General features: G+C 61.8%; 13 protein-coding genes and 1 tRNA gene. 5 read left to right on the top strand and 9 right to left on the bottom strand.

Annotation, left to right across the window (positions count from 1 at the left end):
* Window positions 1–46 precede the first annotated feature (46 nt).
* Window positions 47–742: an HAD-IA family hydrolase gene (locus PB2503_RS09845; protein WP_013301108.1), complete on the top strand. Its 696-nt coding sequence runs from the start codon at window positions 47–49 to the stop codon at window positions 740–742.
* Window positions 743–784: 42 nt separating this feature from the next.
* Here the strand turns inward: PB2503_RS09845 and PB2503_RS09840 are convergent, their stop codons facing one another.
* On the bottom strand, window positions 785–991 hold the full coding sequence (locus PB2503_RS09840; RefSeq protein WP_041534975.1) for a hypothetical protein: 207 nt from the start codon (window positions 989–991) through the stop codon (window positions 785–787).
* A gap of 176 nt (window positions 992–1,167) precedes the next feature.
* On the opposite strand from PB2503_RS09840, the gene PB2503_RS14055 reads away from it, so the two are divergent.
* The 4 genes from PB2503_RS14055 (at window position 1,168) to murD (ending at window position 5,596) form a co-directional block, all read left to right on the top strand.
* On the top strand, window positions 1,168–1,848 hold the full coding sequence (locus PB2503_RS14055; RefSeq protein ID WP_013301106.1) for a helix-turn-helix transcriptional regulator: 681 nt from the start codon (window positions 1,168–1,170) through the stop codon (window positions 1,846–1,848).
* Window positions 1,849–2,231: 383 nt separating this feature from the next.
* Window positions 2,232–2,666: a hypothetical protein gene (locus PB2503_RS09830; RefSeq protein ID WP_148235254.1), complete on the top strand. Its 435-nt coding sequence runs from the start codon at window positions 2,232–2,234 to the stop codon at window positions 2,664–2,666.
* Between the two features lie 258 nt (window positions 2,667–2,924).
* Entirely contained in the window at window positions 2,925–4,289 is a 1,365-nt protein-coding gene (locus PB2503_RS14715) for a MurL-like N-terminal domain-containing (RefSeq protein WP_013301104.1), read from the top strand.
* A complete protein-coding gene (murD, locus tag PB2503_RS09820; protein WP_013301103.1) occupies window positions 4,286–5,596 on the top strand; it encodes a UDP-N-acetylmuramoyl-L-alanine--D-glutamate ligase in 1,311 nt (436 codons plus the stop codon). The genes PB2503_RS14715 and murD overlap by 4 nt, the downstream gene beginning before the upstream one ends.
* A gap of 2 nt (window positions 5,597–5,598) precedes the next feature.
* On the opposite strand, the gene PB2503_RS09815 is transcribed toward murD, so the two are convergent.
* The 8 genes from PB2503_RS09815 to sucC form a co-directional block, all read right to left on the bottom strand.
* Window positions 5,599–6,291 (bottom strand): CAP domain-containing protein, encoded by a 693-nt coding sequence (locus PB2503_RS09815; RefSeq protein WP_013301102.1) that lies wholly within the window; start codon window positions 6,289–6,291, stop codon window positions 5,599–5,601.
* 108 nt (window positions 6,292–6,399) lie between these two features.
* The gene (locus tag PB2503_RS09810; protein WP_013301101.1) at window positions 6,400–6,855 is read right to left on the bottom strand and encodes a DUF1499 domain-containing protein; all 456 of its coding nucleotides are present in this window, start codon (window positions 6,853–6,855) and stop codon (window positions 6,400–6,402) included.
* Window positions 6,856–6,900: 45 nt separating this feature from the next.
* A complete protein-coding gene (locus tag PB2503_RS09805) occupies window positions 6,901–8,136 on the bottom strand; it encodes a serine hydrolase domain-containing protein (protein ID WP_013301100.1) in 1,236 nt (411 codons plus the stop codon).
* Window positions 8,137–8,223: 87 nt separating this feature from the next.
* Window positions 8,224–8,300, bottom strand: a tRNA-Lys gene (locus PB2503_RS09800).
* A gap of 63 nt (window positions 8,301–8,363) precedes the next feature.
* Window positions 8,364–9,089, bottom strand: a complete 726-nt coding sequence (locus PB2503_RS09795) for a squalene/phytoene synthase family protein (protein ID WP_013301099.1) — start codon at window positions 9,087–9,089, stop codon at window positions 8,364–8,366.
* A 9-nt stretch (window positions 9,090–9,098) separates the two neighbouring features.
* Window positions 9,099–11,726, bottom strand: coding sequence for a protein translocase subunit SecD (secD, locus tag PB2503_RS09790; RefSeq protein ID WP_013301098.1), 2,628 nt, complete (start codon window positions 11,724–11,726; stop codon window positions 9,099–9,101).
* Window positions 11,727–11,735: 9 nt separating this feature from the next.
* The gene (yajC, locus tag PB2503_RS09785; protein ID WP_013301097.1) at window positions 11,736–12,071 is read right to left on the bottom strand and encodes a preprotein translocase subunit YajC; all 336 of its coding nucleotides are present in this window, start codon (window positions 12,069–12,071) and stop codon (window positions 11,736–11,738) included.
* Between the two features lie 122 nt (window positions 12,072–12,193).
* Window positions 12,194–13,384, bottom strand: a complete 1,191-nt coding sequence (gene sucC / locus PB2503_RS09780; RefSeq protein WP_013301096.1) for an ADP-forming succinate--CoA ligase subunit beta — start codon at window positions 13,382–13,384, stop codon at window positions 12,194–12,196.
* Window positions 13,385–13,464 lie beyond the last annotated feature (80 nt).

Here is a 13,464-nt window from a genome sequence, read left to right as displayed (position 1 = left end):
TCATTCGTAAAGAGCGGGCCGATACGGAACGGAAGAGGAGCTTCCGGTGGCCGCACAGTTCGACGATACGCTGATCATATTCGATTTAGATGGCACCCTCGTGGACAGCGCCCCCGATCTCGCGGCCGCCCTCAATCATACCCTGAAGGCCGATGGGTTGGCGCCGGTCGATCCCCAATCGGTCCGCTCCCTTGTGGGGCAAGGCGCCCGGGCGCTGTTAAAGCGCGGCTTCACTGAGCGGGGCCGACCTCTTGAGGATGAGGCTGAGATTGCTGAACGCCAGCAGCGATTTCTCGCCTATTACGATGGCCATTACGCCGATCAATCAAAGCCCTTTGAGGGTGTCACATCATGCCTGACCCGGTTGCAGGCCGAGGGCGCCCGATTGGCCGTTTGCACCAATAAGCCGGAGGCTTTTGCCGGACGCGTGATCGAGGCCTTCGGACTCACCGACTTTTTTGTCCGGATTGCCGCGCGCGAAACCTATGCCGAACCAAAGCCCTCCGCGCTGCCGCTGCTGTCACTCCAGGCTGAAATGGGATGTCGAAGAGCCATCATGGTCGGTGATACGGAGACGGACCGCGAGGCCGCCCGTCGCGCCGACCACTATCTCGCCTTCGCCCTGTTCGGATACGGAGAAGCCGATCCTCCCCTTGAGACGCCGAGGGAGGACGCCTTCGATCATTTCGACACGCTGCCCGCCGTTCTCGCCGCCTTCCCGTTCGTAAGGGGCGAGGCCTAGGGCAATCGACTTACGGGGCGGCGGGCCTACGGGGCGGCGGGCCTACGGGGCGGCGGGTTTGTCGCCGTCGATCCGGTTTGGCATACCGTTGACCATGTCGCTCCGAATATCGAACCGTGAGGAGCGCATCGTCGACACGAAGCCCTGATGCACGAGCTCGACATGCACGTCATATCCCTTCTTCCGCCAGTAATCCTGGATCAGCGCTTGAAGCCGGGACGCACCATCATTGGAACAGAAATCAGACATGAGACCCTCCGTGTGGCGGGTCGAGCTAAGCATTGCGCCTAGAAGTTGTCTATAGGATAGACTTTTGAAATATTAAAAAACCCGAAAGAAAATTGCCGCAGAATGCGCCCTTTCCAGCCCTTCCTCTTCACTGCACCTGAGATGATATAATATCACCTTATAACGCGCGGATCCTCATGGCCTCTTCCTTCCCCTTCGCCGCCCCCCTCGACGACGAGCCGATCGACACGATCGGCCAACGGATCAAGGCGGCGCGAAAGAGATGTCGGCTGAACCAGGAAAATCTCGGTCGGGAATTAGGGGTCAGCCAGCCCACCGTCGCCAATTGGGAGGCGGACATACATCAGCCGCGCCCCTTCATGCTCGGCAAGCTTGCCGATCGCCTGGAGGTTACCGTCGGCTGGCTCGCCGGCGGCGATGAGGGCGGCAGCGTTTCGGTCGACCATCCGATGGCATCGTATCTCCGTCGCCCCTTACGGCATGTCCCCATCTATAATGCCCGGCCGCTGGCGGGCCTTCAGAGCCTCGTCAATCTCGAGGCGACATTTGACCCCATCGAATTCCTGCCGGTCTCAAGCGAGGCCGATGGCCTTGTCGCCCTCATCGGCATGGAGGCGCCGCTCGGCATCGTCCCCCCCGGTCGGCATATCTTCGTCATTGATCCGGCGCCCCCGCTCGATCCCGATAAGCAGAAGGGGTCCGAGGACGAGAGGAGAAGCGAGGACCTGCTGGTCGTGAGCGGGCCTGAGGGGCTCACGCTGCACCCTCGCCCGATGAAAGACGACATCATCCTGGGGGCGCTCCTGATGAGCGTCACCCTGGGGTCGTTTGCCGGAGGGTATGAAATTCCACGCTAAACGAGGAGCAGCCATTCGAACAGCGCCACGAAAGTCCGTGGAGAGCCCATTCTGCGAAGCCAACCTACTCGCTGCAGGCGCAAACGGCGTAAATCCTGCTGCATGCGCATCATGAACATCGCCGCTGCTCGGCGTGAAGACCTACCCTTCGTGCTAGGCACAAGGGGACTTTATCATTGAAGGATCAAGTCGCGGCCTCATTCCTTGGTCGACCTTGCGGCACTCCGATCCGTGTTTTGCCTTTCCCGACCACGGCGAGTAGCGCCAATGGCCCCAAAGTGACCCCAGATGGAGCGCTTAATCCCTTGCATGGATGAAAGGGCCGTTCCATTGTCAGGTACCCTATCAGAGCCACGACACGAGCTGGAAGTTCGGGCTGACACATGGCTATCGTACGGACTCGGAGCGAAAAGCCGATGGACGACACCGCTCAAAAAAACCTGTTCGTTGAGGTCTGGACCTCATTTCGCAACATCCCGCTTTGGGTGCAGCTTTGGATGGTGTTCTGGCTGGTCCCGATCAATGCAGCCAGCCTGCTGTTTTGGCAGGAGGAAAATGGGCTTTGGGTCGCTCTGCTCGCAAACATTGCCATGCTGCTCAATCTGCCAGTCATGGCGTATGAGCGGCGGATCAGTCGCACAATGGCCCTACCGCATTTGCCATTTTGGACCCCATTGGTGGTTTTGATCCTGTGGATGACGCCGGACCTTTCGACGACCTATGGCGTATATCTTTGGGTCCTTGCGGCGACCAATAGCCTCTCGCTGGCGTTCGATTACGCTGATGCTGTCCGTTGGTTCAACGGCGACCGCGACTGATGGCATCGGGTCATTGTCACGGGATGTCCCCGCCCTTGCCGCTCATCCAGGCCCGGCGCTGTCGAACTTCGGCAAGAGCTGCGCGATCCTAGCGGCAATGCCTATCAATATGGCAGCGGCACCGAACGCCTGATCGTCGCTTTGCGTCTGATCCCAGTTAAACCCTGCCGCCCCAGTTAAACCTTGCCGCCAATGGCTGAGCGCACAGCCATCCTCTCCGACCGTTTGTCATCGGCACAGTTCGGGCTAAGCGGCGGCATGACCTCATCCCCGCTGCGCGGCGCCCGATTTGATATCCTTGGGTGGCGGCTCGACCCCACTGACGACCGACAAGTGCTGGCGGATTTTTATTGCGACCGGCATGGACACTTTACCGAGGGCGTACGGTTTCCCGAAGCGACCCGCCCTGTCGCCGCCGCAGCGGCGGAGGCCCCTGCCCTCCTGACCCTGCTCACCATCGCCCTTGGGGCGAGCTATTATAAGCTCGCGGCCAGTCCTCAATTGAGCCTCCCGCCCGGCGGCCCCGCGGCGTCCCGCCTCGCCGCCGCGCTATATGGTGAAGGATTGGCGGAGTTCCGCGTCAGGGCAGGGCTTCCCTTCCCCGACGACCTCACCTTGGTTGAGGACACAGGGCCCCGCCCTCCCCAGATAGCGGCCCCGTCGAAAGACCAGCGCGCAAGGTCGAGCGCCCTGGTCGCCTTTGGTGGCGGAAAAGATTCCTATGTTGCCCGGCGGCTGATGGCCAAGCATGGAGTGCCCTGCCGACTGGCCTCGGTGGTGCTGTCCCCGGCGGTACGCGATGTGTTAATCGCCACGGCCCCCACGGCCCCCATCTTCATCTGGCGGCGGCTCGATCCGCGTCTCTCGGCACGAACCCCCCTAGGGTTTAACGGGCATATTCCGATCACCGCGATCAATGCCCTCTGTCTTGCCCTCCAGGCCGTGCTTGACGGCAATCGTGAAGTCATCTTTGCCAATGAACGCTCGGCGGATGAGCCAACCATGGTGCTTGAGGACGGGATCACCGCCAATCACCAATATTCCAAATCCTCCGCCTTCGAACTCATCTTGCAAGAAGCCATCGCGGAGGCCGGGGCCGCAGCGCCGGCGGTCTTCTCGATCCTCCGTCCCTATTCGGAGCTTTGGATCGGGCGCGCTTTTGCCGCCGAGACCGAGGCGTTTCCCCGCTTCACAAGTTGCAATCGCAATTTTCGCATGGCGGGGGACGCCACCCAGCGCTGGTGTGGAGCGTGCCCGAAATGCGCCTTCACCTCGCTCATTCTCGCCCCCTTTCTGTCCGAAACGGAAAACCGGATCGCCTTTGGACGCCAGTTTCTCGACCTTGACGCCCTCCAGCCGTTCTACGCCCAGCTCCTTGGGCTGAGCGACCATAAACCTTGGGAATGTGTGGGGACCATCGCCGAATGTCGTGCTGCCCTTGGTCTGGCCGCGCGACGGGAGGATCTCTCGCGGACGATGGCGGTGCAGCACTTCGCGCCGCGCCTTACCGGTCTTCAAGACCCCGCCGAGCTCGACGCCCTGGTCGACGCGTGTCTTCGGCCCGTTGCGAGCCCGACCCTGCCGCGGACCTATCGCCCCACCGCCGAAGGAGGCGCGTTGTGAGCGGTCCGGTCCTGCTGATTGGGCTTGGCGTCGAGGGGAAGGCGGCGGCGCGGCACTTTCTTGGTCAAGGGCGTGAAATTGTTGTCGTCGACCAGCGCGCGCCGGGCACCCCGCCACCCGCCGAGATCGCCCATTCCCCCAAGGCCCACTGGGTCGGGGAGAGCGAGGCCGCCAAATGGCTGGAGAAGGCCGACCTCATTCTCAGATCGCCGGGCGTCCCCCCGACCCATCCCCTGGTGGAGCGCGGCTTGGCGGCGGACCGATTGATCACGACGCCGACCGGCTATTGGCTTGCAAGCGAAGCCCCCGAGGGCACGGTGACGATCACCGGGACGAAAGGGAAAAGTACGACCACCGCCCTTTTGACGGATCTCCTCACCGCCTTGGGGGAAAAGGCTGGCGCCTTCGGCAATATTGGGACCCCGGTTCTGAGCGAGACCGCCATCGCCCTCGATTATCCCGTGGTGGAGGTCAGCTCCTATATGCTGCACGATGTCCCGGCGGGGCCCTACACTCACATGGTGACCTCCCTGTTTCGCGATCACACCCCCTGGCACGGAAGCGAGGCCGCCTATCGTGCAGCAAAGCTCCGCCCCTTCGGCCTCCGGCCGCCGATTCCAGGACTGGCCCCAAAGGCTGTTATCGAAGAAGCGGCCCTGCCCTTATCGGTCGGCGCCTTTGAGCACTACGCCGCCCTGGAAGGAGAGGGGCTCAGCGTGCGGGGAGAAGCGCTTTTGATCCCTCAACAGATTAATTCGGCCTTTACCAGCCACCCCTTGCGCCTTGCCTTAAGGGCGGCGGCGGCATGGGCGCGACGCCGATGGCCCGATCGTCCCCTCACCGACGCTCTCATCGACACCGTTCGCCGCTATCGCGGGTTGCCGGCCCGGCAGGAAATCGTCGCCAGTCACGATGGACGGATATGGGTCAACGATGCCCTTGCCACGATCCCCGAGGCGACGGTCCATGCGATCGATCGGTTCGCTGTGCTGGGGCGGGTCGTCCTGTTGGTCGGGGGACAGGATCGGGGACAGGATTTTGCGCCCTTGGCGACAAGCCTCGCGGATTATGATTGTGTCACGACAGGGATATTTGGGGGCATCGCAGACCGTCTGGCCCCTCGTCTTCGCGCGGCAGGGGTCGCCTTCACGCCCTTGGGGACCTTTGAGAGCGCCCTTGCCTGGGTCACGAGCAGCGCGCCCAAGGGCGCCACAATCCTGTTTTCCCCGTCGGCCGCGTCGGAGCCGCCCTATGCAGACTATGTCGCGCGCGGGGCGGCGTTCAGAGCGGCGGCGCTGGACGCGTAAGCTCAGTCCGACGACGCGACGATGGCTTCGATATAAAATCCATAACGTGACTGCCGATCTTCGATCACCGCAAAGCCGATTTGATCGAATTTCGGATCGAGCAGCCGTGTGATCTGGGCCGGATTGTCTTGCCACGCCTTCAGGGCGGCCGTAATGGTCGTATAGCCCCCGGCGACGAGGCTCGCCGAATAGGCGCGCGGTGCATCCGCTGCGGTCAGGCGGCCGTCGAGGCCCCGTCCCTCGGCATCCTCCGTCGTGACAACTTCCCGGTCCGCCATATCGGCGACATGGCGGCGAGCGACGGCCGTCAGATCAGGATCATAGACCAGGGGCTGCGCGCCGGTTGCCGCCCGCAATTGGTTGACCTCCGCAATGGCCGCGTTGGCCGCTGCCCGCTCTGGCGAGACGACACTCTCTTCGTCGCCAGTCTGTGCATCGTCAATCTGCGTATCGTCAGTCTGGGTATCGTCAGTGTGTCCGTCGTCTGGGGCAAGACCGGTGACCGCTGCCGTGGGCTGAGACTTATCGGTCGGCGCCTTTGCCTCTGCCGCAGGGGAATCCTGCTGCCCTTCGCCTGGCTCCATTGCCTTGGGCGCTCGCACCTCTGTGACGGCCGGCGTGGCCGACCCCTGATCGGTGGCACAGGCTGCCAAGAGGGTCAGAACCCCGCAGCCAATATAGTGAAACCGGCTCATAGTTTTCTCCCGACGCATGAGACGCAAGAACCATGCCGACAGGCCCAGAACCGTTCCCCGTTCAAGGCCCGACCTCGGCGCCCCGCCGCGCGGCCCTCTAAGGAAGTCCTAGACTGCGCTGTGACCCGGCGCCTTCATTGTGAGCCCCCCTTCGCCTTCGGCGACGACATCTTCTTTGTGGAGCTTTGATAATAGCGCTTCAATTCGCTTTTTGTTCACACCGAAATCAGATTTCCCGAGGCGCGAGCGGGAGTAAATGGCGAGGGTCGAGCCCCCCGCTTCGGTGGGGATGATCTGAATGTCGATATCGTCCTTGAATTTCAGCAATTTAGTTTGCGCCACGGCGTAGACCCGCGAATGAACGGGGTCCTCCTTCACCTCGACGAATTGGTCATCGGAGTTGAGCAGCGCGACAAGGTTGTGAAACAACGCCTCGGCCGTCCCCCGAAATTTCGGCGCGACGGCGTCCTTCGTTGCGCCGAGGGGCATGTCCTCGGGCGCGATGAGATAACTGTTTCCGCGCTTTTTCGAACGGTCGAGGGTGGCAAAGTCGACATAGGTCATAGGGCAAGGATCCTTGGTTGATATATCGTCCGGATCTCCGTCACCTCAAGGACCGGTTATCGCGGCATAGGTCAGGGCCTGAAGCTGGGGTCTGATCGGATAGGCGGAAGATGGGATCAATTGGGTCATCATCAAACCGATCAACTCCTCGGTCGGGTCGATCCAAAAATATGTCGAGGCGAGCCCCCCCCAGGAAAACGTCCCCAGGCTGCTCGGCTGTTGCTGAGCGGCCATATCGGTGACGACGGCGAATCCGAGGCCAAAGCCCGACCCTTCCATCCGCGCTTCTGAGAAGGTTTTGTCGCCCATCTGCCCCATGGTCTTCCCGCCGGGAAGATGATTGAGGCTCATGAAATCCATCGTCTTGGGGCTGAGCAATCGTATGCCGCCGAGGGATCCCTTGCCCAGCAGGAACCGACAGAACCGGTAATAATCCGCCATGGTTGAATAAAGCCCCCCGCCGCCCGAAGGCAGGCTGGGCGCTTTCGCCGCTGTGGCGGAGGCAGCCCCACCCCCATCATAGAGCGAGATGTCCTTTGTGACCGGGTCCCGTTGATACAGCGCCGATAACCGCGAGAGCTCGGAGTCGGCCACGTGAAAGCCCGTGTCCACCATCCCAAGAGGGCCGAAAATGCGCTCGGAAAAGAAGCTTGGAAGGCTCTGTCCACTGACGACCTCCACGACCCGGCCGAGAACATCTGTCGCGACGGAATAATTCCATCTCTCCCCCGGCGAGAATAATAGTGGCAACTCCGCCAGCCGGTCGCAAAAGGTCTCAAGGTCTAGCGGTCCCGCAATCGGGTCGAGATCCCGCTCTCGATAAAGCGCATCCAATCGATGTTGCATCAGGAAGGAATAGGTGAAGCCGGCCTGGTGGGTCATCAGATCGCGCAGCGTGATGGGCCGCTTCGCCGGCTGGTGATCGCCCTGTTCGTCCCAAACCGTCATCTTCTTGAAGGCCGGCAGATATTTGAACAACGGATCCCCCAGATGGAGCCGCCCCTCCTCCGCCAGCATCATCACAGCCACCGAGGTCACCGGCTTCGTCATCGAATAGATGCGATAGATCGTCCGTTGGTCGATCGGCGGAGACCCGTCCGTCATGGCCTGGTGGCCCTGGGCCGAGAAATGGGCAATTTCGCCGTGCCGTGCGATCAGCAAGGACAGATTGGGTAACCGTCCCGACGAGAGATAGGCGTCGAAAAAAGCGGGGATGGCGTCGAGGCGATCGGGATCAAATCCAAGATCCGACGCCGAACCTGTGGGGGTAAGGTCTTGCATCCAGTTGATGTGCCCGACACCGGCGCCGTGGACAAGCGCCCGCCAGGATCGTCTTCCCCCTCCCACAGGGAAAAAGGCGGGAGGAAATGGTGAGCCCTCTGAGATTCGAACTCAGGACCTACTGATTAAAAGTCAGTTGCTCTAACCAACTGAGCTAAGGGCCCGACCAGGTCGAGCGGATTAGGGTCCTCCGCTCGGCAGGTCAACCTGTTCACGAGCGATTGCGCCTATCGGCCACGCAGGATCACCCAAAAAAGTCGCGTGCGCCGGACAAAAAGCGAGGGCGGTCCACCCGGACCATAGCGTCCGGTCAGCGCCAGAGGTGCCAGCACCGGCGCGAGATCCTGAGGCACGGGAGTCAAACAGGACCAGAGTGCCCGTGTCGAGACCGACTCCAGCGACGCCGATGCCTCCTGCGGGGATGAGGCGTGAGGTCCCGATAAGACCGGCGCCGCGGGAGGAGCGGCGAGCCTTGAGGCATCATAGCGGCGCGCCAGGGTCGTCATGGCCTGTCGGCGTTCGCCGATCGCCGCCTGTCCTTGCGGCGTGAGGGCGATCAACGCCTCGATCAATGCCGCACTCAGAGAAAGGGGGCAACGGTCGGCACGGCTGTCTTCCTCCATCAGGCGTACCGCCTCGTCCACCAAGCTGACCAGCGGCGATAACGGGGCCGCACTGGCGGTCAGGGCGTCGAGCACCGGCTGGCCAGGCCGTTGGGTGCCGTGGTGCATCCCCTCGATCGTCTCGACCCACCATTGCAGCCTGATGCGCGCCACCATGGGATCACTGGCCTTGACCGGGATCAGCGACAGCTCTTCGGCCAAATCGATGAATGCCGCCGCTTGGGCGCGTCGTGCCTCGGGCCAATAGGGGAGCGCAAGGCGATAATCGCCATAGAGCGCGCTCCCCCCCGGTCCCCCGGCAGGCGACGCTGGGCGGGATCCGATCGCCATTAAGCGCCTTTAGGTCGTGGCGGGCGGCGCGGACGGGGCCTCCGCCGCCGCGTTGGCGGACCAGTCACGCTTGACCCCTGTCCGCAACAAGGTGGGCGAGGCGATGAAGACCGACGAATAGGTGCCGACAAGAATCCCCCAGATCAACGCAAAGCTGAACCCGCGCAGCACCTCGCCGCCGAAAAGAAAGAGCGAGACTAAGGCGACCAATGTCGTGACCGATGTCATGATCGTCCGCGAAAGGGTTTGATTGATCGACAGATCGACCACCTCCGTCAGCGGTTTCGATTTGAATTTGCGCAGATTTTCGCGGATCCGGTCGAACACCACGACGGTATCGTTCATGGAATAGCCGATAATCGTCAACAAGGCCGCGATCACCGACAGGGTGAAGTCGAACTGCGTGATCGAGAAAATACCGATGGTCAGGATCACGTCATGAACGAGGGCGATAATAGCACCGAGGGAGAACTGCCATTCGAACCTGAACCAAATATAGACGAGCATCAGACCGATCGCGAGCAGCAGCGCCCCCGCCCCTCGCTGGATCAATTCTCCCGACACGGTCGGGCCGACAATGTCGGTTCGGCGGAAACTGATCTCCGCGCCTAAGACCTCGGTCAAGGTTTGACGAAGCTGGTTGGCGACCTCGACCTGTCTGGCTTCGGCCTCAGGATCGATCTCCCCCCCCGTCTCGGCATCCTGCAGGGGCACTGTAACGGCAATGCCGTCGGGGGCCCCGGCGACGCCGCCAATGGTCTTGGCTTGCACGTCCCCAAGATCCAGGGTCCCCACGGCGGCCCTGACCTGCGTCAGATCCTCATTGGCAAAAGTCTGCCCTTCCGCTGGCCCCACCTCCACCGTCACGCCGCCGCGGAAATCGACACCGAAATTGAGACCCTTGGTCATGACAGCGCCGATCGAGACGACAATGGCGACGGCCGACAGAATCGCGGCGATGTTCCTCATGCTGGCGAAATGGATGTGGGTATCGTCGGGGATCAGTTTCAGCCCGCCGCCAAATCTGGTCGAGCTCGCCTTTCCTTTGCGGCGACGCTGGCCGAGCACATGGGCGCCGATGAAGAGGCGTGTCAGGACAAAGGCCGTGAACACGGACGTCACCACCCCGATCCCAAGCGTGACGGCAAAGCCCCGCACCGGCCCCGCCCCCAGCATGAACATCAAAAAGGCAGCGATGAGGGTCGTCAAATTCGCATCAAAGATCGCGGACCAGGCATTACGATACCCCGCCTCAACGGCGGCCACAGCCCCCTTACCACTGCTGATTTCTTCTTTGATCCGCTCAAAGATCAGCACATTCGCGTCAACCGCCATGCCGATGGTCAGAACGATCCCGGCAATGCCCGGCAAGGTGAGGGTCGCCCCCAGAAGGGACAACGCCCCGGCCATCAAAAGGACGTTCGCGAACAATGCAATGTCGGCGTAGATTCCCATCCGCAAATAGACGAGCACGATGAAGATCACGACGCCTATGAAGCCCAGGATGAGGGCGATCGTCCCCGCCCGAACCGAATCCGCCCCGAGGTCGGCCCCGACGGTTCGCTGCTCGATCGTGGTGAGTTCGGCAGGGAGGGCGCCGGATCGGATCAGCACCGCCAGCTCTTGCGCTTCTTCAGGTGAGAAACTTCCTGTAATCCGTCCCGAGCCCCCGGTAATCGCCGACTGGATCCGAGGCGCAGAAATCACCGTATCATCGAGCACAATGGCGAATTGGCGGCCGATATTCTCTCGGGTGACATTGCCAAAGCGCCGGGCCCCGCGATTATCGAAACCGAAATTGACCTGGAAGCCCGGGCCATCGGCATTCGGCGACGCGCTGGCACTGGTCACCATATCGCCGGTGACATCGGGGTTTTCGAAGATGACAATGCTTTGTCCCGGGAACTCCGCCAGGGGCAGGGTTAACCGACGGGGCGGCGTCGGGGCCGTGGGATCGGCGGTCCCGTCCACCATATGGAAAGAGAGCTGTCCTTGGGCATCGAGCACGCGACGAATACCCTCGCTGTCGGAATTGCCCGGCACCTGAACCACCAAGCGGTCAGCGCCCTGGCGCTGAATCGACGGTTCCGTCGTCCCCAAGCTGTCGATCCGCCGCCGGATCACCTCAATCGAGTCGGAAACGGCTTCGTCGGCGTAAAAAGACTGGGCCTCGTCGGTCAGCGCGACGAGGATCACCGTCCCCTCCCCCCGGCTGATCCGCAATTCGCGCCCGGCACCGGCAATCCCCGCGACCCCACCGCCGAGCGTGCCCGAGAGGCGGCGTAAGCTGTCCATTGCGCGATCCACGTCCGCCGGATCGGTAATCGGAACCGACAGGCTGAGATTTTCGCGGTCCACGCTGATGCGGCCAAACCGAATACGCCCCCCCGGGGCATTGCGGAGGCGACCGGCGACATCTGACTGTATCGAGGTAATCCGGTCGACAAGCACGCCGTCGGTATCGACCCCGAGGAGAAGATAGGTCCCCCCTTGAAGATCGAGACCGAGGGTTACCGTGGTCTCGGGCAGGAAACCGGGACGCTCGTCCTCTGCAAAAAAATTGGGAAGGGAGAAATAGACCCCCAGCACGATGAGGGCGATGACCGAGCCAATTTGCCAGCGGTTGAATTGCAGCATTGGCTGGGCTTACTTTTTCTTCTCATCGGGCTCGGTCCGTGACCGCACCGCACTGAGGGTGGCCTTGACAACCGTGACCTCGACCCCGTCGCCCACCTGCACAGTGATCTCATCCCCGCCCGGCACCTTGGTCACTTTCCCAACGAGCCCGCCGGCGGTCACCACTTCGTCGCCGCGGCGGACGGCGTTGACCATCTCCTCATGCTTCTTCCGTGCCTGTTGTTGGGGACGGATCAGGAGGAAATAGAAGATCACCAGGATCACCACGAAGGGGATCAATTGGAGGAGCGGCGAAGGCGGCTCGGCCGCAGCGGTTTGGGCGGCAGCAGACGAAATCAAAAACATAAAACCTCCGTCTCGGCACGACCTGATGGTCCGACGAGGGCAGCTGTGAGTGAGGGCGCGCCTATAGACCCGAAGACGGGAAGGCGGCAACCGCTAAGGCGAGGTCTCTTATTTCGAGACGGCTATTTAGAGACGGCGGCGACGATCTTTTTCGCGGCGTCGTCCAAATCGTCAGCGGCGATGACGTCAAGCCCACTCTCATTGATGATCTTCTTGCCCGCATCGACATTGGTGCCTTCGAGGCGAACCACGAGCGGGACTTTCAGGCCCGTCTCCTTGACCGCGGCAATTACGCCTTCGGCGATGACGTCACATTTCATGATGCCCCCGAAGATATTCACAAGAATGCCCTCAACCCCCGGATCCGAGGTGATGATCTTGAAGGCTTCGGTCACTTTTTCCTTGGTCGCGCCGCCGCCGACATCGAGGAAGTTCGCGGGTTCAGCGCCATAGTGCTTGACGATATCCATGGTGGCCATGGCGAGACCCGCCCCGTTGACCATGCAGCCGATATTGCCGTCGAGTTTGATATAGGACAGGTCGAACTCACTCGCCCGACGCTCCAGCGGGTCTTCTTCGCTTTCGTCCCGCAATTGCTCGATATCAGGGTGACGGAACGAGGCGTTGGGATCAAAGCCGACTTTTGCGTCCAGCACCCGCAAGTGACCGTCCGTCATCACGATCAGCGGGTTGATCTCCAGCATCGACATGTCTTTCTCGACAAAGGCTGTGTAGAGGATCGGCATCAGCTTCAGGCCATCCTCCCGCGCCGCGCCCTCAAGCTTCAGCGCCTCGACAAGCTTGATCGCATCCTCCGCCGTCATACCGGCGGGGTCGATGGGCAGCGTCAGGATCTTCTCCGGCGTGCTGGCGGCGACTTCTTCGATATCCATCCCGCCCTCGGTGGAGGCGATGAACGCGACCTTGCCGGTGCCGCGGTCGACAAGCAGGGAAAGATAGAGTTCGCGATCGATATCGGCGCCATCTTCGATGTAGACCCGCCCGACGACCTTGCCCTCATCGCCGGTCTGCTTGGTGACCAGCGTATGCCCCAACATCGCTTTGACCTGCGCGGCGGCATCATCAACGGTTTTGGCAAGGCGCACGCCGCCCTTTTCACCGGCCTCGGCCTCCTTGAAATGGCCCTTGCCCCGACCACCCGCATGGATCTGCGCTTTGACCACATAAAGAGGTCCGGGCAGCCCTTGGGCGGCTGTCGCGGCATCGTCGGCATCGAGGACGATGGCGCCCGCCGCAACCGGTGCCCCATAGCTCTTTAAAAGGTCCTTTGCCTGATATTCATGAATGTTCATCTTCAAGGTCCTTTCCCTATCGGCCGCATCTCGTCATGACGGAGATCGGTCGTGGCGTCCAGCGGCAAGCGCCTGTTGAA

Source organism: Parvularcula bermudensis HTCC2503, assembly GCF_000152825.2.
Lineage (GTDB): Bacteria > Pseudomonadota > Alphaproteobacteria > Caulobacterales > Parvularculaceae > Parvularcula > Parvularcula bermudensis.
The sequence above is the reverse complement of the archived record's forward strand: the minus strand, read 5'-3'. Positions and strand labels throughout refer to the sequence as shown.

Excerpts from the sequence above, each read along its gene's own strand:
- PB2503_RS09830 (WP_148235254.1), top strand. The coding sequence starts at position 2,232 with ATGGCTATCGTACGGACTCGGAGCGAAAAGCCGATGGACGACACCGCT.
- PB2503_RS14055 (WP_013301106.1), top strand. The coding sequence starts at position 1,168 with ATGGCCTCTTCCTTCCCCTTCGCCGCCCCCCTCGACGACGAGCCGATC.
- yajC (WP_013301097.1), bottom strand. The coding sequence starts at position 12,071 with ATGTTTTTGATTTCGTCTGCTGCCGCCCAAACCGCTGCGGCCGAGCCG.
- secD (WP_013301098.1), bottom strand. The coding sequence starts at position 11,726 with ATGCTGCAATTCAACCGCTGGCAAATTGGCTCGGTCATCGCCCTCATC.
- PB2503_RS09840 (WP_041534975.1), bottom strand. The coding sequence starts at position 991 with ATGTCTGATTTCTGTTCCAATGATGGTGCGTCCCGGCTTCAAGCGCTG.
- sucC (WP_013301096.1), bottom strand. The coding sequence starts at position 13,384 with ATGAACATTCATGAATATCAGGCAAAGGACCTTTTAAAGAGCTATGGG.
- PB2503_RS09810 (WP_013301101.1), bottom strand. The coding sequence starts at position 6,855 with ATGACCTATGTCGACTTTGCCACCCTCGACCGTTCGAAAAAGCGCGGA.
- PB2503_RS09815 (WP_013301102.1), bottom strand. The coding sequence starts at position 6,291 with ATGAGCCGGTTTCACTATATTGGCTGCGGGGTTCTGACCCTCTTGGCA.
- PB2503_RS09805 (WP_013301100.1), bottom strand. The coding sequence starts at position 8,136 with ATGCAAGACCTTACCCCCACAGGTTCGGCGTCGGATCTTGGATTTGAT.
- PB2503_RS14715 (WP_013301104.1), top strand. The coding sequence starts at position 2,925 with ATGACCTCATCCCCGCTGCGCGGCGCCCGATTTGATATCCTTGGGTGG.
- PB2503_RS09795 (WP_013301099.1), bottom strand. The coding sequence starts at position 9,089 with ATGGCGATCGGATCCCGCCCAGCGTCGCCTGCCGGGGGACCGGGGGGG.